Annotated in this window: 16 protein-coding genes, 2 tRNA genes and 1 riboswitch; of the genes, 13 read left to right on the forward strand and 5 right to left on the reverse strand. The window is 59.3% G+C overall.

From position 1 onward, the window contains the following. Position 1: 1 nt before the first annotated feature. Positions 2–77: transfer RNA gene (locus OKC42_RS06600), tRNA-Ala, on the forward strand. A 48-nt stretch (positions 78–125) separates the two neighbouring features. Continuing rightward, a tRNA-Ala gene (locus tag OKC42_RS06605) sits at positions 126–201 on the forward strand. A gap of 170 nt (positions 202–371) precedes the next feature. Here the strand turns inward: OKC42_RS06605 and OKC42_RS06610 are convergent. Next, positions 372–2,555: an ExeM/NucH family extracellular endonuclease gene (locus OKC42_RS06610; RefSeq protein ID WP_270819281.1), complete on the reverse strand. Its 2,184-nt coding sequence runs from the start codon at positions 2,553–2,555 to the stop codon at positions 372–374. A gap of 293 nt (positions 2,556–2,848) precedes the next feature. Continuing rightward, positions 2,849–2,931: riboswitch (cyclic di-GMP riboswitch) on the forward strand. A gap of 116 nt (positions 2,932–3,047) precedes the next feature. Between OKC42_RS06610 and OKC42_RS06615 the strand changes: the two genes are divergently transcribed. After that, entirely contained in the window at positions 3,048–6,077 is a 3,030-nt protein-coding gene (locus tag OKC42_RS06615) for a glycosyl hydrolase family 18 protein (protein WP_429089712.1), read from the forward strand. 139 nt (positions 6,078–6,216) lie between these two features. Then, entirely contained in the window at positions 6,217–7,161 is a 945-nt protein-coding gene (locus OKC42_RS06620; protein ID WP_005335238.1) for a chemotaxis protein CheV, read from the forward strand. A gap of 182 nt (positions 7,162–7,343) precedes the next feature. Here OKC42_RS06620 and OKC42_RS06625 read toward each other — a convergent pair whose 3' ends face one another. Beyond that, on the reverse strand, positions 7,344–7,955 hold the full coding sequence (locus OKC42_RS06625; RefSeq protein ID WP_005335237.1) for an arylesterase: 612 nt from the start codon (positions 7,953–7,955) through the stop codon (positions 7,344–7,346). A 56-nt stretch (positions 7,956–8,011) separates the two neighbouring features. Between OKC42_RS06625 and OKC42_RS06630 the strand changes: the two genes are divergently transcribed. Both OKC42_RS06630 and OKC42_RS06635 read left to right on the forward strand, forming a co-directional pair. Then, positions 8,012–8,707, forward strand: a complete 696-nt coding sequence (locus OKC42_RS06630; RefSeq protein ID WP_236296928.1) for an ABC transporter ATP-binding protein — start codon at positions 8,012–8,014, stop codon at positions 8,705–8,707. Between the two features lie 36 nt (positions 8,708–8,743). Continuing rightward, the gene (locus OKC42_RS06635) at positions 8,744–11,191 is read left to right on the forward strand and encodes an ABC transporter permease (protein ID WP_270819282.1); all 2,448 of its coding nucleotides are present in this window, start codon (positions 8,744–8,746) and stop codon (positions 11,189–11,191) included. A 126-nt stretch (positions 11,192–11,317) separates the two neighbouring features. On the opposite strand, the gene OKC42_RS06640 is transcribed toward OKC42_RS06635, so the two are convergent. Further along, entirely contained in the window at positions 11,318–12,223 is a 906-nt protein-coding gene (locus tag OKC42_RS06640) for a TIGR01777 family oxidoreductase (protein WP_270819283.1), read from the reverse strand. 251 nt (positions 12,224–12,474) lie between these two features. Between OKC42_RS06640 and OKC42_RS06645 the strand changes: the two genes are divergently transcribed. After that, complete coding sequence (locus OKC42_RS06645) at positions 12,475–14,004, forward strand: EAL domain-containing protein (protein ID WP_179902390.1); 1,530 nt, start codon at positions 12,475–12,477, stop codon at positions 14,002–14,004. 71 nt (positions 14,005–14,075) lie between these two features. Here OKC42_RS06645 and OKC42_RS06650 read toward each other — a convergent pair whose 3' ends face one another. Further along, positions 14,076–15,257: an aminotransferase-like domain-containing protein gene (locus OKC42_RS06650; RefSeq protein ID WP_270819285.1), complete on the reverse strand. Its 1,182-nt coding sequence runs from the start codon at positions 15,255–15,257 to the stop codon at positions 14,076–14,078. 349 nt (positions 15,258–15,606) lie between these two features. Between OKC42_RS06650 and trmB the strand changes: the two genes are divergently transcribed. From trmB to OKC42_RS06680, 6 genes are all read left to right on the forward strand, one after another. Then, a complete protein-coding gene (trmB, locus tag OKC42_RS06655) occupies positions 15,607–16,320 on the forward strand; it encodes a tRNA (guanosine(46)-N7)-methyltransferase TrmB (protein ID WP_100653060.1) in 714 nt (237 codons plus the stop codon). 48 nt (positions 16,321–16,368) lie between these two features. Continuing rightward, positions 16,369–16,701 carry a YggL family protein gene (locus OKC42_RS06660; protein WP_005348158.1) on the forward strand — a complete coding sequence of 111 codons (333 nt, stop codon included), beginning with the start codon at positions 16,369–16,371 and terminating at the stop codon, positions 16,699–16,701. A gap of 122 nt (positions 16,702–16,823) precedes the next feature. Next, positions 16,824–17,744 carry a glutaminase B gene (gene glsB / locus OKC42_RS06665; RefSeq protein ID WP_236376192.1) on the forward strand — a complete coding sequence of 307 codons (921 nt, stop codon included), beginning with the start codon at positions 16,824–16,826 and terminating at the stop codon, positions 17,742–17,744. A gap of 29 nt (positions 17,745–17,773) precedes the next feature. After that, the gene (locus OKC42_RS06670; protein ID WP_064335634.1) at positions 17,774–19,069 is read left to right on the forward strand and encodes a sulfurtransferase; all 1,296 of its coding nucleotides are present in this window, start codon (positions 17,774–17,776) and stop codon (positions 19,067–19,069) included. 203 nt (positions 19,070–19,272) lie between these two features. Beyond that, positions 19,273–19,482 (forward strand): YgdI/YgdR family lipoprotein, encoded by a 210-nt coding sequence (locus tag OKC42_RS06675; RefSeq protein ID WP_144714317.1) that lies wholly within the window; start codon positions 19,273–19,275, stop codon positions 19,480–19,482. 167 nt (positions 19,483–19,649) lie between these two features. Further along, complete coding sequence (locus tag OKC42_RS06680) at positions 19,650–20,051, forward strand: DUF2541 family protein (protein WP_005335217.1); 402 nt, start codon at positions 19,650–19,652, stop codon at positions 20,049–20,051. 83 nt (positions 20,052–20,134) lie between these two features. Here the strand turns inward: OKC42_RS06680 and mog are convergent, their stop codons facing one another. Beyond that, a complete protein-coding gene (gene mog, locus OKC42_RS06685; RefSeq protein WP_005348144.1) occupies positions 20,135–20,665 on the reverse strand; it encodes a molybdopterin adenylyltransferase in 531 nt (176 codons plus the stop codon). Positions 20,666–20,715: the final 50 nt, after the last annotated feature.

Here is a 20,715-nt window from a genome sequence, read left to right on the forward strand (position 1 = left end):
TGGGGTTATAGCTCAGCTGGGAGAGCGCTTGCATGGCATGCAAGAGGTCCGCGGTTCGATCCCGCGTAGCTCCACCATTATTTAGGATGAATGGCCGCCAGAACCATTCATTCAGTACCGAATTTGGGGTTATAGCTCAGCTGGGAGAGCGCTTGCATGGCATGCAAGAGGTCCGCGGTTCGATCCCGCGTAGCTCCACCAAATTCTTGTTACAAGAAGCAAAAGGCCACCGCATCGCGGTGGCCTTTTTGTTTTCTCCATCATTTATTTTCTCCATACGTCCGCGCCTTTCATTTGTAAATCCAATGACCTGAATGAAAAAGCCCGCGAGACTCGCGGGCTTTGCTTGCACTATTCAGATGCGCTTGTGATTAATGGCGACGTCGCCAGGCCAGTGGCAACAGGGCCAGCAGGCCGAGTCCCAGTGCACCACCGCCTGAGGAGGTGTCCGGTTTGGTGGCATCGCTCTCCAGTCTCAGGTCGACGATGATGGGATCATGGTCGGAGGCACTGAAGGGGTTGTCAGACTTGAGCAGGGAGCCGGTGTACTGGCTGCCGTATTCGAACAGGGAGCTCTCGAAGGAGTTGATGTGCCAGTCGGCGACACCAGCCACCTTGCTGGCCAGCGCCGGGTTGGCGAGGGCATAGTCCAGGGTGCCCAGCTCCCCGTCGTAGCTGTAGGAGATGGCTTTCTCCTTGTTGAATTTGACGTTGAGATCGATCAGGCCGTAGCTGCGAGTCACTTCGCGACCGAGCTGTTCATAGGACTGCTCACCGATAAAGGTGTGGGAAGCCGATACGATCTTCCGCTCGCTGGTGGCCGGGTTGTAGTCGGTCAGCACCCGGATCGGATCTTCCTTGGCGTAGGAGTTGAAGTCGCCCACCAGCAGCACCTGGCCCGGCAGTTTGCTGACCGCCTCACCCAGCACCTTGGCGGCAGAGACCCGGAACTCGGTGCACTTGCCTTGCAGGTCGGCCGGTTCTGTCTTGCCATCGCCATTTTCGTAGCAGCCTGACCCCTTGGATTTGAGGTGGTTGACCACCAGCGTCAACGGCTCCTTGCTCTTGGCGAGGGTGAAGGTCTGAACCAGAGAATCGCGCTGACCGGCTGTCTTGGCCACACCACCTGTGGTGTAGCGCTGCTCCGGCAACTTGATGACGCTGGCATCTCCGCTGGGGGTGAGCAGGGCAGGACGGTAGATCATCGCCACCATGATGGCGTCGCCGCCGAAGAACTTGCCATCGGTAAGGGCAGTGACCGGCAGACGCACATAGGCGTAGTGTTTGCTCGCATCCTTCTGCTGTTCGTTGAGGCGGGTCACCAGATTGTGGAGGGCCGAGTTATCCTCGAAGCCGTTGTTCTCCATCTCCATCAGGCCGAGCAGATCGGCATCCATTGCGGTAATGGCATTGACGATCTTGGTGCGCTGCTTCTCGAACTCAGGCTGGCTCTTGGCACCCCGGTTGCAACCTTTGGCGTTGTCGGCATCCGCCTGATCCTTGCACAGGATATTGAGTGCGCCGCCGATGCTGGAGTGGCTGGTGAAGTAGTTGAGCACGTTGAAGCTGCCGATCCGCAGATCGCTGCCAGAGAGGCGAGCCGGCGCGTCTTGACGATCCTCTTCAGGGCTGCGCAGCAGGGCGCCGGCAGTCAGGGTGACATCGCTCGGTACCACCAGACGGAACGCATCCTTGTTGTATACGATCACCCCCTCCAGCCCTGTCAGTTGATCACCGATGCGCAGATATCCCTGATCGGCATCCCAGCTCGGGAACCAGGGCAGTACGCCATCCGGTGCTTTGTAATCAGACTCAACCACTAGACGGTTGCTGCCATTTTTGGTGGCCAGTGCGACAGCGTCCGCACTGCTGGCAACATGAAGTTGGGTCGGTTTGATCAGCGGGGTTTTGTGGGCCAACTCTACGTTGTTGCGATAGACCTTGTAGTCGAAGCCGTAGTTGCGGGTCAGGTGCAGGTCACTGCTGCTGTCGAGACGTACCCGCATCCCTTCGTGGCGATTGAGCGCTTGCGCCAGCGTCTCCCCTTCATTGACCAGCAGTACGCTGGTCGGCACATTCAGCCCTTGTGCGGTGACTTGCAGGCGGGCTTTGCTGGATTCGAAGGTGGGCTTGAGCTGGGTGCCGCCGTAGTATTCCTCGACCTTGGCTTCGAGGCAGAGTTCAGCCCCCGGTTTGATGTCTTTATATTTGGTCGCGAAGTCCTTGTCGTTCAGATAGACAAAGATGCCATCAGAGGTGGCCGGATTGCCATCGCCCACCGGGTCTGTCAGATAGAACCCCTTGGTCAGGCTTTGGCCAAGCGTCGTCACGATACCGCGGACGTTGAAGGTGCCCGGGCTGATTTTACCGGTCACGTTACCGTTCTTGTCGGTCACGGTCTGGGTGGCCAGCGCGCTGGCGGAGCCTGTGCCCTGAATGGTCGGGATGGGAGTGAGTTGAGCCGGATCGGACGGGCAGACAAATGCCGCATGGGCGCCTGAGGATGCAAGTGCCAGCCCCACGGCCAGCGACAGCAGGGTACGAGTACCTTTCATAGGTGTTCCTTTTTTATTTTTGCCAGTGATTCCATAGCCTTGGCTCGTTGACCAAGGGCGCGCATTGTCACATTTCTGGCATGTCATACCAGTGAGCCAACGCACATTAAACGAATCTGGGAAGATGAGGAAAAGCGTTTTTATGATCCCAGTAACGATATGATTTTTTTGATAATTAAATCAATTTTAACCCTGTGATCATGACGCTTTCGTGGCAGGGGATAATTCTCTTTGAGAATAAAGATTGAGGGGATCTTGTCGCCTTCCTATACTGGGTTCGTTCCTCACGGAACCCAGGTAAAGGGCAAACCGGCAGTGATGTCGGGGCGCAATGCTTCCGGTCTCGATCGTGGATCCAGATAGCGGGGTTTCCCTGGGTGAGGGGTGGTTTTTGTGGCAGGTCCATTGCCAGTTGTCTGCGCCCATCATGCAGGTTGCGATTGTTCTTTGCCTTGGTGACCAATGCCAAGACAAAACAAGGAAGATAACAATATGCAACAGCTCTTCAGACCCAGCAGGCTTGCCATGCTGGTCGCCCTTGCGGCCGCGCCCGCGTGGGCTCAGGCCGCTTATCCCGCCTATAAATCCGGTACTACCTACAAGGCTGGCGATATCGTCAGCAACGTCGGTGCCCTCTACGAGTGCAAAGAATTCCCCTATTCAGGCTGGTGCGGGGCATCCCCCTATCACTATGAGCCGGGGGTAGGGGTGGTCTGGGCAGATGCCTGGAAGCCCTATGGTGGCGAGGTGCCTCCTCCTGCGCTCGGTGTGGCAGTCAGCTCACCGGCTGCCGGTGCCAGCTTCAACGAAGGTACCAGTGTGGCGCTGGCGGTGACCTTGAGCGGCCCGGTAACGGCCTTGGCCCGGGTGGAATATCTTGTTGACGGCAAGCTGGTCGCCACGGCGAGCGCCTCGCCCTGGAGTGCCAGCTGGAGCGCCGCCGGAGTGGGAGGCCATACCCTCAAGGCACGGGCGCTGGATAAAGACGGCAAGGTGCTGAGCGAAGCGGATTCGAGCTTCAACGTCGCCGCCGTTGTGGCGCCAGAGGCCCCCAAGGCGAGCATCAGCAGCCCGGCCAATGGAGCCAAGGTGACGCTGGGTCGCAGTGTGGCGGTGAGCGGTAACGTCACCGATGCCAACAACGATGTGGCCAAAGTCGAGCTCTATGTCGACGGCAAGAAGGTGGGCGAAGATACCACTGCCCCCTGGCAGGTGAACTGGACGCCGGATGCCAAAGGCAGTGCCGCCCTCAAGCTGGTGGCCACTGACAAGAGCAATCTGAGCGGCGAGTCGGCGGCGGTGACCGTCAATGTCGAGGAGGCCGCGCTGCCGCCCACCGGTGGCAACCTCTCTTGTGACATTCGCCAGGTCTATCGCCCGGATGGCTACGAGTGCATGGGGGATGACCATGCCCGCCGGGTCATCGGCTACTTCACCTCCTGGCGCACCGGCAAGAACGGCCTGCCTGCCTATCTGGTGAGCGATATTCCATGGAACAAGATCACCCACATCAACTACGCCTTTGCGGCGGTGGATGAGCAGAGCCACACCATCAAGGTGGACGATGCAGCCACCAAGATGACTTGGGATGGCGTGCCGGGTGCCGAGATGGATCCTGAATTCGCCTACAAGGGCCACTTCAACCTGTTGTCGAAGTACAAGAAGCAGTATCCGGACGTGAAGACCCTCATCTCGGTCGGCGGCTGGGCCGATACCCGCGGTTTCTACACTGCCACTACCAAGGGGGACTGCTCGGTCAATACTGCCGGTATCAACACCCTGGCTGACTCGGCGGTGAATTTTATCCGCCAGTACGATTTTGACGGGGTCGATATCGACTACGAATACCCCACCTCGATGAAGGATGCGGGCAATCCCAACGACTTCCCGCTCTCCAACCAGTGCCGGGCCAAGCTGTTTGCCAACTACGAGGTGCTGATGAAGACCTTGCGGGCGCGGCTCGACAACGCCGGTAACGAAGATGGCCGCAAGTATATGCTGACCATCGCCTCACCGGCCTCGGCCTATCTGCTGCGCGGGATGGAGAACTTCCAGGTCACCCAGTACCTCGACTACGTCAACCTGATGACCTATGACTTCCACGGCGCCTGGAACCACTTTGTCGGTCACAATGCGGCCCTGTTCGACAACAATGCTGACCCCGAGCTCTCCCATTGGGGCGTCTATACCCAGACCCAGTTTGGCGGTATCGGTTACCTCAACGCCGCCTGGTCTGCCCACTACTTCCGCGGTGCGCTGGCGGCTGGCAAGATCAACGTTGGCGTGCCCTATTACACCCGCGGTTGGCAGGGGGTAAGCGGTGGCAGTCACGGGTTGGGTGGCAAGGCAGCCCTGCCGAGCCAGAACGAGTGCCAGCCGGGCACTGGTGGCAGCACCATTCCGTGCGGCAACGGGGCGGTCGGCATCGACAACATCTGGCATGATCTGGATAAGAACGGCAAAGAGATCGGCGGTGGCGCCGTGCCCATGTGGCATGCCAAAAACCTGGAGCATGCAGCCAGCCTTGGCATCACCACGCTGCCGAGTTATGGCACTGCCTGGGGTCTGGATCCCAACAATCCGGCGCACGTGATGCAGGGCACGTATGTGCGTTACTACGATGACAAGGCCCACGCGCCCTGGCTGTGGAACGAAGAGAAGAAGGTGTTCCTCTCAACCGAAGATGAAGAGTCCATGGGCCACAAGCTCGACTACATCATCAAGCGCGGTCTGGGTGGCGTGATGTTCTGGGAGATGGCTGGTGACTACGCCTTCGATCCGGCCAAGAACGAGTACGGCATGGGCAGCACCCTGACCACCCTGGCTTATGAGAAGTTTGCCAAGGCAACTCCGTACAACACCAAGCAAAACGATCTGGCTGCGCCGAGCGCCCAGCTCGACATCCAGGTCAGCCTCTCCGGCTTCAAGGAAGGGGACTCCAACTACCCGATCAACCCGAAACTCAAGCTGGTCAACAAGTCGACCCAGACCATTCCGGGCGGCGCGCGCATCGAGTTTCTGGTGCCCACCTCCACCTCTGACACCATCACGGATCAGAGTGGCATGGGCCTGAAAGTGGTGGAGAGCGGTGGCAACGACAATTCGGAAGGCATTGCCAACGAGAAGGACTTCCACAAGGTCGCCATGAACCTGCCGGGATGGCAGACTCTGGCACCGGGGGCCGAGATTGAAGTCGCCATGACCTACTACCTGCCCGCCGCTGGCGTGCCAAGCGGCATGCGCATCATCAGCGGCAGCCAGACCATTGGTCTCAAGGCCGAGTTCCCGACCCTGCCGGAGGCCGTGCTGGGTTCGGGGGGTGGCGAGAATCCGGGCACCAGCTGCAGCAGCCAGAACGTCAATCCGGCGGCCTACAAGGCCTATCCGAGCTGGCCGCAGGGGGATCATGCCAATGGCGGCGATCGCATCACCCATAACAAGGTAGTGTGGCAGGCGAACTGGTGGACCAGCAGCGAGCCCAAGGCAACCGATGGCAGCTGGAAGTCTGTCTGTAGCTATTGATTTTAAAATCAATGAGATAAGTGAGGCTTCGGCCTCACTTTTTTTGTCTGGTTGGTCGCTCTGGTTGAAAATGCGCCTGCCTTTCCTGGCGGGCAGCCTCTATAATAGAGTCGATTAATAATCAGATGGATATCAGCGTATGGCGAGTATATTGGATTCCGTTGATCAACGAACTCAACTGGTGGGTGAAAACCGCCTTGAGTTGTTGATGTTTCGTCTCGGCACCCGTCAGATGTTCGCCATCAACGTCTTTAAGGTACGGGAAGTGGTCAAGTTGCCCCATCTCAGCAAGATGCCGGGCTCCCATCACAATATCAGCGGGGTGGCCAATATCCGCGGTACCTCGATCCCGGTGATCAACCTGCGCAGCGCCATCGGTATGCGCCCCATGCCCATCGACAGTGAATCCAACCTCATCATCACCGAGTACAACCGTACCATTCAGGGCTTTCTGGTGGGGCAGGTGGCCAACATCGTCAACATGACCTGGAAGGATATACTGCCACCGCCGCGCTCTGCCGGGCGCGCCAACTACCTCACCGCCATCACCCGCATTCCCGAAGATGGGGTGGATCAGATCGTCGAGATCATCGATGTAGAGAAGGTGCTGGCGGAGATCATCACCTATGACATCCGGATCTCTGAAGAGGTGCTGGATCGGGAGATCCTGCCCGAGATGCATGGCCGCAAAGTGCTGATCGTCGATGACTCCAGCACCGCCCGCAATCTGGTGCGCGAGACCCTGGGCCAGCTTGGGCTTGAGGTGATCGAGTGTCAGGATGGTTTGCAGGCGCTGACCCTGCTCAAGGGGTGGTGCGATGCTGGCAAGAAGGTGACCGACGAGATCCTGCTGATGATCACCGATGCCGAAATGCCGGAGATGGACGGCTACCGCCTGACCCACGAGGTACGCAGCGATCCGCGTATGTCCGATCTCTTTATCACCCTCAACACCTCCCTGAGCGGCAACTTCAACGAAGCCATGGTCAAGAAGGTGGGGTGCGACCGCTTTATCTCCAAATTCCAGCCCGACTTGCTGGTCGGCGTGGCCCAGGAGCGGCTGCGCCAGGTGCTGGAAAGTTGAGACGCTGCCTGCCGGTTATGCTAAATCAGTAACAAAACATCCCGCTTCGGCGGGATGTGTTGTTATTAGGTATTGGCGATGGATTGGTTGAAGCAAGGTGCCATGCCGAGATCGTCGACCATTCAAAACATCCAAGTTTGGCGGGATATTTTGTTATGGGATATTGGTGATAGACGGCGGGCTTATTGGCTGAGCAGCGGCTCCATAAAGCGGGCGACTTTATCGCGGATTTGGGGCTGGGCCGCCGGGGTGGGATGAATACCATCGTTCATCATAAGTTCAGGGCGCAGCGCAATATCATCCATAAAGAAGGGCAGCAGAGGCAGATCGTTAGCCTGGGCCAACTCGGGAAAGATCTGTTCGAACTGGCGCAGATAGCGGGCACCGTAGTTGCGGGGCAGCTGGATTTGAGTCAACACCACACGGGTCTGCTGCTCCTTGGCGAGCGCGATCATGCTGGCCAGATTCTGGCGGGTAATGGTCGGTGCGAAGCCGCGCAGGCCATCGTTGCCCCCCAGTTCGATCAGCAGCCAGTCCGGTTTGTGCTCTTTCAGCAGAGCGGGCAGACGGGCCAGCGCCCCCTGGGTCGTTTCACCGCTGATGCTGGCATTGAGCAGGGTGTGTTTTCCCCCCTCCTCCTGCCATTTCTGGTTGAGCAGGGCAGGCCAGCTCTGCTCAACCTGCATCTGATAGCCGGCGCTCAGGCTGTCACCCAGCACCAGCAGGGTCTGGGCCTGAGCCGACGAGAGCAGGCTGCCGAGGCCAACGAACAAGGCAAACAGAATACGCACCATCAATTCAACTCCCGCTATGGATTGTCATCAAGGGATTGGAACAAAGGATACAGAGCATGAGTTCAACCCCCATTATTGTCGTCAAGGGCCTCGGCAAATCGGTTCGCCTCGGCCAGGAAAGCCTCACCATCCTTGAAGGGATCGATCTGCAAGTCAATAGCGGCGAGACGGTGGCCCTGGTTGGTGCCTCCGGCTCCGGCAAGTCCACCCTGCTGGGATTGCTGGCCGGGCTCGATATGCCGAGTCAGGGAGATATCGAGATCCTCGGCAAATCCCTTGGCGAGCTGGATGAGGAGGGGCGGGCCCGATTGCGCGCCGAGCAGATCGGTTTTGTGTTCCAGTCGTTCCTGCTGCTTCCGACCATGACGGCGCTGGAGAATGTGATGCTGCCCGCCGAGCTGCGCGGTGAGCGGGATTGCGAACCAAGAGCCCGCGAGCTGTTGGCCGCGGTCGGGCTTGGCGAGCGGTTGCACCATCTGCCGCCACGGCTCTCCGGCGGTGAGCAGCAGCGGGTGGCCATTGCCCGCGCCTTTATGACCCGCCCCAGTCTGCTGCTGGCGGACGAGCCGACCGGCAACCTCGACAGCAAGACCGGCGAGAAGGTGATCGAGCTGCTGTTTGAACTCAATCGCAAGCACGGCACCACGCTAGTGGTCGTGACTCATGACCATCAGTTGGCCGAGCGCTGCCAGCGGCAAGTTGTCATGACGGCGGGTCGGCTGGATCGCGAGGTGGCCCATGATGTGGTGTAACGGGGTGAGCTGCGGGTCAAGCGGGAGATGCAAGGGATGATGCAGTGGCGATTGGGATGGCGACTGCTGCGCCGGGAAGGTTTCAGCGGCGAGCTGCGCTGGTTTGTGCTGGCGCTAGCGCTTAGCGTGGCGTGCGTCTTGAGTGTGGCATTGGTGGCGGATCGGCTCGATGCCGGACTCAAGGCGTCGGGCCGCGACTTTATCGGGGCGGATCGGGTGTTGCGTACTGCCGCTGCTCTGCCGGATGGCTGGCTGGCCCGAGCGAAACAGGATGGCTTGGCGGTGCAGACCACCGTCAGCTTCAACAGCATGCTGTTTCACGGTGATGCGTTGCAGCTCGCCTCCATTCGGGCAGTGCCCGACGGTTTTCCCTTCTACGGCAAGCTCACTCTGGAACCTGCCCGCGCCCCGGCTCCCGGCGAGATCTGGCTCTCCGCCCGGGTGATGCAGCTGCTCAAGGCCAAAACGGGGGATGAGCTGGAGGTAGGCAATGCGGTGCTCAAGGTGGCAGGCCTGCTTGGCGAGGAGCCGGATCAGGGCTTCAGTCCCTTCCTGTTGGCGCCGCGTGCACTGATCCACAGTGCCGATATCGAAGCGACCGGCGCCCTGCTCCCCGGCAGTCGCCAGCAGTGGCGCTATCTGTTCAAGGGGCCGCGGGAATCGCTGGCCCGTTACGAGCAATGGTTGTTGCCGAAATTGCAGGCCGGACAGAAGTGGATCAAACCGGATGACAGCGAATCCCAAGTGGGCCGCTCGCTGGCCAATGCTGAACGTTTCTTCCGGCTCTCCTCGCTAAGCGGGGTGTTGCTGGGGGCGTTGGCGATGGGGATTGCGGTGCGCCACTTTGCCGAGCGCCAGACCAATATGGTGGCGCTGCTCAAGACGCTGGGGGCATCACGTCGCTCGCTCTGGCAACTGATGGGAACCCTGCTGCTGTCGCTGACGCTGATTGGTGCGCTGCTGGGTCTGGTGGCGGGCACAGCCATGCAGTGGATCACCTTGCAACTGCTGGGGGACCTGCTGCCGCCGGATCTGCCGCCCCCCTCCTGGCGCCCCTTTGCGCTGGGGGTGGCGGTGGCGCTCTTTATCACCCTGCTGCTCGCTTTTGTGCCCTTCTTGCGGCTGCTGAAAGTGCCGCCGCTGCGGGTATTGCGCCGGGAGCTGGAGGCGGGTATTCCCCCCTGGCTGGCCCTGCCGGTCGGCCTGTTCGGGCTGTTTGCGCTGGTCTGGGGCTTTACCGCCGATGTACGGCTGGCGCTGGGTCTGGTGGGTGGCATGGGCTTGCTGATGGGGCTGCTGGCCCTGCTGGCGGCGCTGATGTTGCGGCTGGGAGCGAGAGTGAGCGGGCCTCATGCCTTGCGGCTGGCGCTGGCCCACCTGTCGCGCGAGCGCAGCAGCGGCCTGTTTCAGCTGGCGGGCTTTGCGCTGGCGCTGATGCTGTTTGGCTTGCTCTGGGCGGCCCGGGTCGATCTGCTGGATGAGTTTTCGGCTCGTCTCCCGGTTGATGCGCCCAACCGTTTTCTGGTCAATGTGGCGGAGAACGAGCGGGAGGGGATCCTGAGCGAACTGGCGGCGGCCGGGGCCAACACTTCCGACTTCTACCCCATGGTGCGCGGCAGGCTGACCCATATCGCTGGTGAGGCGGTGGGCGAGGGGGCCAGCAGTGGCCGCGAGGGGGTCGATCGGGAGCTCAACTTCACTACCACGGCAACCCTGCCAATCGACAACAAGCTGGTGGCCGGGAAATGGCTTGCCGGACCCGGCGAGGTGTCGGTGGATAGTGAGCTGGCCAAGCGACTCGATATCAAACTGGGGGACATGCTCGCCTTTACCATCGAGGGGCGCAGCTTCGGCGCCAGGGTTACCAGTTTGCGCAGCATCAAGTGGGACAACATGCGCCCCAACTTCTACATGATCTTCTCCGAGGATCTGCTGGCACCCTTCTCCCGAACCTGGCTTGGTAGCTACCGGCTGCCCGAGGCGGGGCGCACTGCCGAGGTGGAGTTGATCCGCCGTCACCCCACGGTGAGCCTTATCGATGTGGATGACCTGATTGCGCGGCTTACTCAGGTATCGGAGCAGGTGAGCCGGGCGCTGGCGCTGATGCTGGGGCTGGTGACAGTGGCCGCACTGCTGGTGCTGCTGACCCAGACCCAGGCTAGCATGGCCCAGCGTCGGCGCGAGCTGCTGTTGATGCGCACTCTGGGTGCCAGCAGTGATCTGCTCAGGAAGATGCTGCGCTGGGAGCTGGTGGCCAGTGGTGCGCTGGCGGGGTTCTGTGCCGCCATGGTGGTAGAGCTCTGCTCCTTTGGCCTGCAGTGGTGGTGGTTCGAGGGGCAGTGGCAGTTCCACTGGGCCATCTGGTTTGGCCTGCCGACGCAGGGGGCACTGCTGGTGACGCTGGCGGGGCAGGGGATGCAGCGCCAGCTGCTGGCTGGCACCCTGAGCGATCGGCTGCGGGGTCTGGGTCAGGGACTGTTGTAATCCCGACAGCGCGAGCCGATGCCACAGAGTGCAATAGCGCAGCCACAATAAACAAGCAGCCCGGCCATTGGCCGGGCTGCTTGTTATGCGAGGTGCTGACGAGCGGATGCAGCGAGCGGGTGTGAGTTAGCGGGGCTCACGCAGAAGATTGGTGAGGGCGCTCGGCAGCTCGGGATAGCTGAAGTGAAAACCGGCCTGTTGCAGCCGTGCTGGTATCACCTTTTGTCCGGTCAGCAGCAGATCGGCCGCCTCCCCCATCACCAGTTGCAACAGCGGCGCCGGGACGAAGAAGAGGTGTGGACGGTGCAGCGTGGTGGCAAGGGTCTGGCTGAACTCCCGGTTGCTGACCGGATGGGGCGCAGTGCCGTTGAAGATGCCGCTGCACTCTTCGTGATCCAGCAAGAACAGCATGGCGCGCACCAGATCCTGCACATGGATCCAGCTCATCATCTGGCCGCCCGATCCCATGGGGCCGCCGAGTCCGAGTCGGTAGGGGGGGAGCATTTTGGGCAGGGCGCCGCCATCCATGCCAAGCACCAGCCCGATCCGCACGATACAGACCCGGGTTTGGCGGCTCTGGGCCTCCTGCGCCAGGGTCTCCCACTGCTGGCAGAGCTGGTGGGTAAACTCGTCGTTGGGAGAGCGGCACTGCTCGTCGAGGGTTTCGGTGCCCTGTCTGCCATACCAGCCGATGGCGGAGGCGTTGATCAGCACCTTGGGCGGCGTGCTGGATAGCTTGATGAGATCTACCAGCTGCTCGGTCAGCAGCCAGCGGCTATCGCAGAGCAGCTGTTTGCGCGACTCGCTCCAGCGTCCGGCGGCGATGGGTTCACCGGCCAGATTGATCACTGCGTCCACGTCATTGAGGTCATCGAGCCGGTCGAGGTTATCCAATACCTTGATATCGTGGCCCAGCAGGGAGTAAGCGCGGCTCCCCTGCCTGCTCAATACCACGACCTCGTGATTGACCTTGAGATGGGCAACCAGCTTGCGGCCGATAAAGCCGGTCCCTCCGGTAATAAGAATCTTCATCGCTGCATGCTCCTGCTGCCGTTTGCTCAACTTTAATGGTGTGGCTTCCCTTCAACAAGTGAGACGTGCTTCGGGAGTTTTCTGTTTGACGTTTGTTAACTCTATCCTCTTCTTACGACATATTGTTGAACAATAGTTTGAATTGATTGATTTTTGTTGGGTGGACATTTGTTGAACAATCGCTATTATGGCGACCCTTTTCGCCTGTCCACCGAGGCTGTCACCCATTATCGAGCATCAAAGAGGCCGCCATGCCATTTCGTCGTTTGAAACTTCGCCAGCTTTACTCGAGGATTCTCTTGGCGCTGCTGATGGGGGGCGGGATCCTGCTGCTGGGGGTTGTTGCCGTTATCTGGCAGACGGTGACGGAGACAGAGCGTGATGCCGATTCACGGTTGCAGCATGCCCGTGTGATGTTTGAGCGCTCCATCGGCCATGCCCAGCAGGCGGCCATCAATGTGAAGGGGATGCTTGGTCACTCGTGCAAGGAGGCGGCACAACTGCTGCGCGAACAGGTGGCCACGGTGCCTTATGTCCGTTCCGCCAATCTGGCTGTAGGCAGCCACATCTATTGCACCTCGCTCTATGGTGACTACGATGGCCCCTTCAATCCCGACCGCTATGTGGATGGCAGGTTGCAACTGCTGCCAGGCAATGAGGTCACACCGGATCGCCCCTTGATCGTGCTGCGTCATGAAACGGACAAGGGGAGTGTGCTGATCGGTGTAGATGGCTACTACCTGCGCAATACCCTGGAGATCTCCAGCAAGAACTCCCCGATGGCTCTGGTGGTGGGGCAGAGGGCACTGTTTGGCTCAGGTCAGGTCGGGGCGGCGCCCTCTCCGACAGAAGAGGGTTATATTGCCCTCGCTTCGGCCGATTTCCCCTATCAGGTCGTCACCCGGGTCACGGTGCATGACTACTGGAGCCACGCATGGCGATACTCCAGATATACCTTGATCCTCTCTCCGTTGCTGGCGCTGCTGATTGGATTCGGCACCTTCAGGCTGATGGGGCGTAGCAGCTCGCCAGCGGAGGAGCTAAAGCGGGCGTTGATCGAAGAGGAGTTTGTCCCCTACCTGCAGCCGGTGGTCTCCGGTGAGGATGAGCAGTGGCGTGGCTGTGAGGTGCTGATGCGCTGGCAGCATCCCAAGCAAGGGATGATCTCGCCGGATCGCTTTATTCCGCTGGCGGAAGATAGCGGGCTGATCGTGCCCATGACCAGCTTGTTGATGGCGCAGGTGCGCGATCACTTCTCCCCTTATGCCCGCAAGTTGCCGGCAAAGTTCCATTTTTGTTTCAATATCAGCGCCAAGCACTTTCAGGACCTTGACCTGTTGGCTGACTGCAAGGCCTTTCTCGACGCGTTTAAGGACAATCCCGTTGATTTGGGGCTGGAGCTGACTGAGCGTGAACTGCTGGTGGCTGATGAGACTACCGCTCAGATGTTTGCCGAATTGCGTAAACTGGGCGTGTTGATCTCTATCGATGACTTTGGCACCGGTCACTCCAGTCTCACCTATCTGCAACAGTTTCAGGTCGATGCACTCAAGATTGATCGGAGCTTTGTAGAGATGATCGGCACGGATGCACTCTCCAGCCATATCGTTGAAAACGTGATTGATCTGGCGAAGCGACTTGAATTGATCCTGATCGCGGAGGGGGTCGAGAAGCAGTCGCAGGCGGACTACCTGCGGGCGCGCCACGTTGACTATCTGCAAGGGTATCGTTACAGCCGCCCCATCCCGATGAAGCAGTTTTGCAAGACCCTGTTTGGCTGAACGGTTGAATGGGGAGCATAAAAAAACCAGCGATCGCCGCTGGTTTTTTGTTGGTACCGTTTGTCTGACGATCAGAGCATGCGCTGGAGGGCGCGAGCCAAGCGTTTGACCCCCTCCTCGATGGTTGCTTCATCGACGCAGGAGAAGCTCAGGCGCAGGGTGTTCTTGATCTCGGGGCGCACGTAGAAGGGTGCGCCGGGTACGAAGGCCACCTTCTCCTTGATCGCCTCGTCAAATAGCGCCATGGCACTGATGTGGGCTGGCAGGGTCAGCCAGAGGAACATGCCCCCTTCCGGTCGGGTGTAGCTGACACCGGGCGGGCAGTGACGGGCCAGCGCGGCCTCCATGGCGGCACGCTGGCGGCCATAGACCTCCTTGATCTTCTCCAAGTGAGCGTCGAGGGAGTTGTCGGTCAGGAAGCGGTGCAGTACCTGCTGGCTGAAGGCGTTGCTGTGCAGATCGGTCGCCTGCTTGGCGATGGTCACCTTCTTGCGCAGCCACTCCGGCATCACCATCCAGCCCAGACGGAAGGCGGGCACCACGGTTTTCGAGAAAGAGCCGAGCAGCACGGTATTGTTTGGCGCCAGCTTGGCAATCGGGGGGAGATGCTCGCCCTCGAAGCGCAGCTCGCCGTAGGGATCATCTTCCACCATCAACAGATCGTGGCGCACCAGTCGCTCGGCCAGTGCCTCGCGGTTGGCACGGCTATAAGAGACACCGCTCGGGTTCTGGAAGTTGGGCACGCCGTAGAGCAGCTTGGCACTGGATCCGCTTGCCAGCAGCGCATCCAGCGCCGCCAGATCCAGACCCTCTTCTTCAAGGGTGATCGGCTTGAAGGTGGGCTGGTAGACAGAAAAAGCCTGAATGGCACCAAGGTAACCCGGCTCTTCGATGATGAGATCCTGACCCTCGTCGATCAGCACCTTGCCCAGCAGATCCAGCGCCTGCTGGGAGCCGCTGGTGATCAGGATGTTGTCCGGATTGACCTGCATGCCGTGGCGGGCCAGATAGCGGTCGGCAATATATTGGCGCAGCGGGGCGAAGCCCTCGGTCGCCGCATATTGCAGGGCTGCAGCCCCTTGCTCGCGCAGCACATCCTGACAGGCCTGATCGATCGCCTTGACCGGAAACAGGTGGGGATTGGGCAGGCCACCAGCGAAGGAGATGATCTCCGGATTGGCGGCAACTTTGAGGATTTCACGGATAAAGGAAGGTTCAACCTTCTCGAAGCGCTGGGCAAAAAACGGCTGCATAGACAATTCTCTCGGCATGTGGGCGGTCGCTCCATTCGACCGCCAGGTTATCCGTTTGTATCAGATTTCAGAAATGAGGCAATGATTGTCACAAAAATCGCCAAAAAAGGGCTGGAACGACTCTGCTGCGGATTATATTGGACGGTTAGTCGGTATGGTGATGCCAGTGAGGGGGCAGGGAAGTGGATGGCCGGAATATTTGTTGCGCGAAACACTTGCGCCTTGGGCCTATCTTGGGATAATTCGCTCCCCTGTTTTCGCGGGTCGATGAAATGCCGAGCCGCGAGCGGTCCCGCTCGGGATCGAACACAAGATGTATTACCCGGATTGATGAAATAACGAGACCATTATGCCTGTGACCCAAGATGTATTTAACGAAGACGGCAAGTTCATGCGCAAGATCCGCAGCTTTGTCCGTCGCGAAGGCCGCCTGACCAAAGGGCAGGAGAAGGCCCTGGAAGAGCTCTGGCCGGTCATGGGCATCGATTTCGAGCCAAAGCAGCTCGATCTGGTCGCGCTGTTTGGCCGTGAAGCACCTGTGGTGCTGGAGATCGGTTTTGGCATGGGCGCCTCTCTGGTTGAGATGGCCAAGAATGCCCCCGAGAAGAACTTCATCGGCATTGAAGTACACTCCCCGGGCGTGGGTGCCTGTCTGGGCAGCGCTCAGGAAGCGGGCGTCACCAATCTGAAGGTGATCTGCCACGATGCGGTCGAGGTGCTGGAGCACATGATCCCGAACGGTTCACTCTCCTGCCTGCAGCTCTTCTTCCCGGATCCCTGGCACAAGAGCCGTCACCACAAGCGCCGCATCGTACAGCCTGCGTTTGCCCAGGATATTCGCCAGAAGCTGGCCATCGGTGGCGTGTTCCACATGGCGACTGACTGGGAAAACTATGCCGAGCACATGCTGGAAGTGATGAGCGCCGCCGAGGGTTACGAGAACACCTCTGCCACCGGCAACTGGGTGCCGCGTCCGGACTGGCGTCCGCTGACCAAATTTGAACAACGTGGCCACCGTCTCGGCCACGGGGTTTGGGATCTGATTTTCAAGCGTGTCAGCTAAGCTGGCACGTCAACACACCTAGCGTATCAACTAACTTGAGGAGCTATCATGGCCAATCGTAGCCGCCGCCTGCGCAAGAAACTGCGCGTCGATGAATTCCAGGAAATGGGTTTCGACATCAGTTTCAACTTCCCGGTCGGCACTGCCGAAGAGACCATCGATGCGGTAGTCGATGCGATGATCGATGAGGTTGTTGAACCCCGTAAACTGGCTTTTGCCGGCTCCGGTCACCTGGCCTGGGAAGGGATGATCTGCACCCAGCAACTGGGCAAGTGTACCGAAGAAGACCGCGCTGCCGTCAAATCCTGGCTGGAAGGCAAGGGGATGGAAGCCGTGGTCGTTACCGAGTTGTTCGACCTCTGGTACGGTGAACCGGCCTGATACAAGGTTGCCGCATCTGGCGCCTTGTTGTGGGTAACTGAAAAATCCCGCCGCTGGCGGGATTTTTGTCAGTGGGGATGGGATCTCCACCGCTGTTTTAGTCATGGAATCGCTTATTGCTTATGGTGTTGTCATCCGAATTACTGGCCAGCATCCTTGAAGAGGTGCGCCCGTTGCTGGGACAAGGCAAGGTGGCCGACTACATTCCGGCACTGGCTCAGGTACCGGCCGATCGGCTTGGTATCGCAGTCTGTACCGTCGAGGGGGAGCTGTTCACTGCCGGTGACGCTTTTGAACCCTTCTCCATCCAGAGTATCTCCAAGGCCCTGAGCCTGACCCTGGCACTCACTCTCTATCAGGAGGAGGAGATCTGGGTCCGTGTCGGCAAGGAGCCCTCCGGCCAGCCCTTCAACTCGCTGGTACAGCTCGAGTTCGAGCAGGGGATCCCCCGCAACCCCTTTATCAATGCCGGAGCGCTGGTAGTGAGCGATCTGCTGGAGACCCGCCTCACTGCGCCCCGTCAGCGTACCCTCGAGCTGGTGCGCCGACTCTCGGGCAACCCAGCCATCATGGCGGATCAGGTCGTCGCTCGCTCCGAATATCAGCACTCTGCCCGCAACGCCGCCATCGCCTATCTGATGAAGGCCTACGGCAACTTCGAAAACGAAGTGGACAAGGTGCTGCAAAGCTACTTCAATGCCTGTGCCATCCGCATGAGCTGCGTCGATCTGGCGCGGGCATTCATCTATCTGGCCAACCGTGGTGTGCCACTGGGCGAGAGCGTACCGCTGCTGCCCGCCCGCACCACCAAACAGGTCAACGCCCTGCTCGCCACCTGCGGCCTCTATGACGAGGCGGGCGATTTTGCCTATCGGGTCGGCATGCCGGGCAAATCGGGGGTCGGCGGCGGTATCATCGCCCTGATCCCGGGCGAGCTCTGCGTCTGTGTCTGGTCGCCCGAGCTCAACAAAGCCGGCAACTCGCTGGCGGGCACGGCGGCGCTGGAGCTGCTGGCCGAGCGGCTGGGTCGCTCCATTTTTTAACCTTGTTCACTATGAATCGAGAAATCACCATGAAACGACATCTTCGCTTCCTGCAGGCCGCGCTGGCGACCTTACTGCTCTGGTGTGCCCTGCCCGCCGTGGCAGGGGAGTTGCCACCGCTCTCGCTGGCCGATGCCAAGGCCAAACAGGCTGTCATCCTGGATACCCGCGCCAGCTACTTCTATCAGGGGTGGCCGATGGAAGGGGAGAAGCAGGGCGGCCATGTGGCGGGCGCCGAGAACCTCTCTGCCGAGTGGAAATACAGCGATGAAGAGTGGCCAAAGGCCCTCGAGATCAAGGGACTGAAGGCCGATCGTCCGGTTGCCCTCTACGGTGCGTCCCGCGAAGTGGCCGAGGTGGCCCGTCTGCTGCGCAAGCAGGGGATCAAGCAGCTGTTCGAGCTGCAAGGGTGGCAAGCCGCACCGCGCGAGTCGCTGGCACGCTGGCAGCAGCTGGTCTATCCGCGCTGGTTGGCGGATCTGCAAGAGGGCAAGCCGGTTGCCGCTGCGCCCAAGGGTGACTGGAAGTTGTTTGAAGTGGATTGGGGTTCACCCAAGGCCTACCTCATCAGTCACATCCCGGGGGCAGGTTATATCGATACCAACAGCCTCGAAGAGGAGCCGCTGTGGAACAAGGTCTCTGACGAAGCGCTCAAGAAGCTGCTGCTGGATAACGGCATCCGTCACGACACCACCGTCATCCTTTACGGTCGCAACACCATGGCGGCCGCCCGAGCCGCGCACCTGATGATGTATGCGGGGGTGGAAGATGTGCGCCTGCTGGACGGTGGTCTGGATGCCTGGTTTATCCAGCACCTGCGCACCGAAACTGGTCTGCCCAACAAATATGAGCCGGTGAAGGAGTTTGGCGTGGCCATTCCCGCTCACCCCGAGTACTACACCACGCTAAGTCAGGCGAAAGAGCTGCTCAAGAAGCCCGATAGCGCGCTGGTCAGTGTGCGTACCTGGGACGAGTTTGTCGGCAACACCTCAGGTTACAGCTACATCAAGCCGAAGGGCGATATTCCGGGGGCCAAATGGGGTCATGGTGGCGTCGATGCCAACAGCATGAGCGACTTCCACAACCCGGACGGCACCATGAAGCCGGCCCGCGAGATCCTCGCCATGTGGGACCAGTGGAACATCGAGCCAACCCAGCAGGCGGCGTTCTACTGCGGTACCGGCTGGCGAGCCTCCGAGGCCTTCTTCTACGCTTGGCTGATGGACTGGAAACAGATCAGCGTCTACGACGGTGGTTGGTACGAGTGGAGTTCCGATCCCAAGAACCCGACCGTGACCGGTGAGCGTCAGCCCGCCAAGTCATGATTGCGTTCTTGCGCTGAACAGAAGAGGCCGGACAGAGATGTCCGGCCTTTTTCATTGCGCTCGCCACCCGGCCAGATAACTAGGCTAAGTCGCTGATTATTGACGGCGATCCCGCTTTGCTCATCGCGCCATCCCGTGCCGTGCGATTGAACTAGGCTTCAAGAAACATCCTCGTGGTGAGGATGATCGCAGAAGAGGCCGCAATGAAAAAACTGATGATGATCCTGGTGTGCACTCTGGGGCTGGTGGCATGCAGCTCCCAATACATCATGAGCACCAAGGATGGCAAGATGATCACCACAGAGAGCAAACCCAAGCTGGACGAGAGCACCGGCATGTATCGCTATTACGATCATGAAGGGCGCGAGGTAATGATCAAGAAAGATGACGTGACCCAAATTATGGAACGCTAAGCGCTCTCTTGCCGCAAGGGCCGCTATCTGCGGCTCTTCTCTTTTTGCCGAAAAGTCGTGCTGTTTTCTCTGTTGATCCCCGCACATTCGCAGCAAATTCAGCCGTGATACAGCTTCCGTTATGGTTTAACCCTTATCATCACACTCCATTTTTTATTGGAGGTGTTATGTCCTTGATGTCTATCTGGAATTCCCGTTTTTCTGCACGCAGCTTGCTGGGTGGTGCCTTGCTGGTGGTGGCGTCAGCCAGCCATGCCGGTGACGATCAGTTCACGCTGGGGCGGACTATTTTGCTGGGAGCCGGTGATCATGGTGCGACAATTCCTTTGGTGGTTTGCCGTCAGACCAAATATATCAAGGTGAAGGCAGAGCGTGATTTGACCCTGGATCGGGTGGTGGTGACCTATGGTGGTGATCGTACAAAGACCATTCGTTTCGATCGGGAAATGAGCAGTGATAAAGAGACCGAGTGGAAATCACTGGGCTCGCGCCGTTGTGTGAAAAAAATCGAAGTGTACGGTAATTCAGAGCGCAGCAAAGCGGGCGTAAAAGTATTCGGCCGCAAATAATTGATGTGGTTTTTCTGCGCAGACAGATGAGTTAAAAATAATGGCGAGCCGTGGCTCGCCATTATTTTTTATGGTCGGGTTCGCTATTTTTTCGGCCGAAACGGCTTGATGACAGTTTCATCGCACTCGAGATACGGCCCTTCCATCAAATCGATACAGTAGGGGATGGCGGGGAAGACGGCATCCAGACATTCGCGGATTGATTTGGGCTTGCCCGGCAGATTGACGATCAGGGTATCGTCGCGCAGTCCGGCAGTCTGGCGCGACAGAATGGCGGTCGGCACAAATTTGAGGGATTCGGCCCGCATCAGCTCGCCAAAGCCCGGCATCATGCGATCACATACCGCCTCGGTCGCTTCTGGCGTGACATCCCGCTTGGCCGGGCCGGTGCCGCCTGTGGTGACGATGAGGCAACACTGCTCCTCATCCGCCAGCCGGATCAGGGTTGCTTCAATCTGCTCCTGCTCATCGGGGATCACCTGATAGACAGGTTCCCACTCCGAGGTCAGATAAGCGTTCAGGGTGTCGATGATGGCCTTGCCGGAGAGGTCTTCATAGATGCCCGCGCTGGCGCGATCGCTGACGGTGACGATACCGATTTTTGCCTTGCTCATGGTCTGCTCTTGAATGTCCGATAAAAGTGGCAATTAAAATAACATAATCA

The organism is Aeromonas sp. Y311-2, from assembly GCF_027706025.1.
GTDB classification, from domain to species: domain Bacteria; phylum Pseudomonadota; class Gammaproteobacteria; order Enterobacterales; family Aeromonadaceae; genus Aeromonas; species Aeromonas veronii.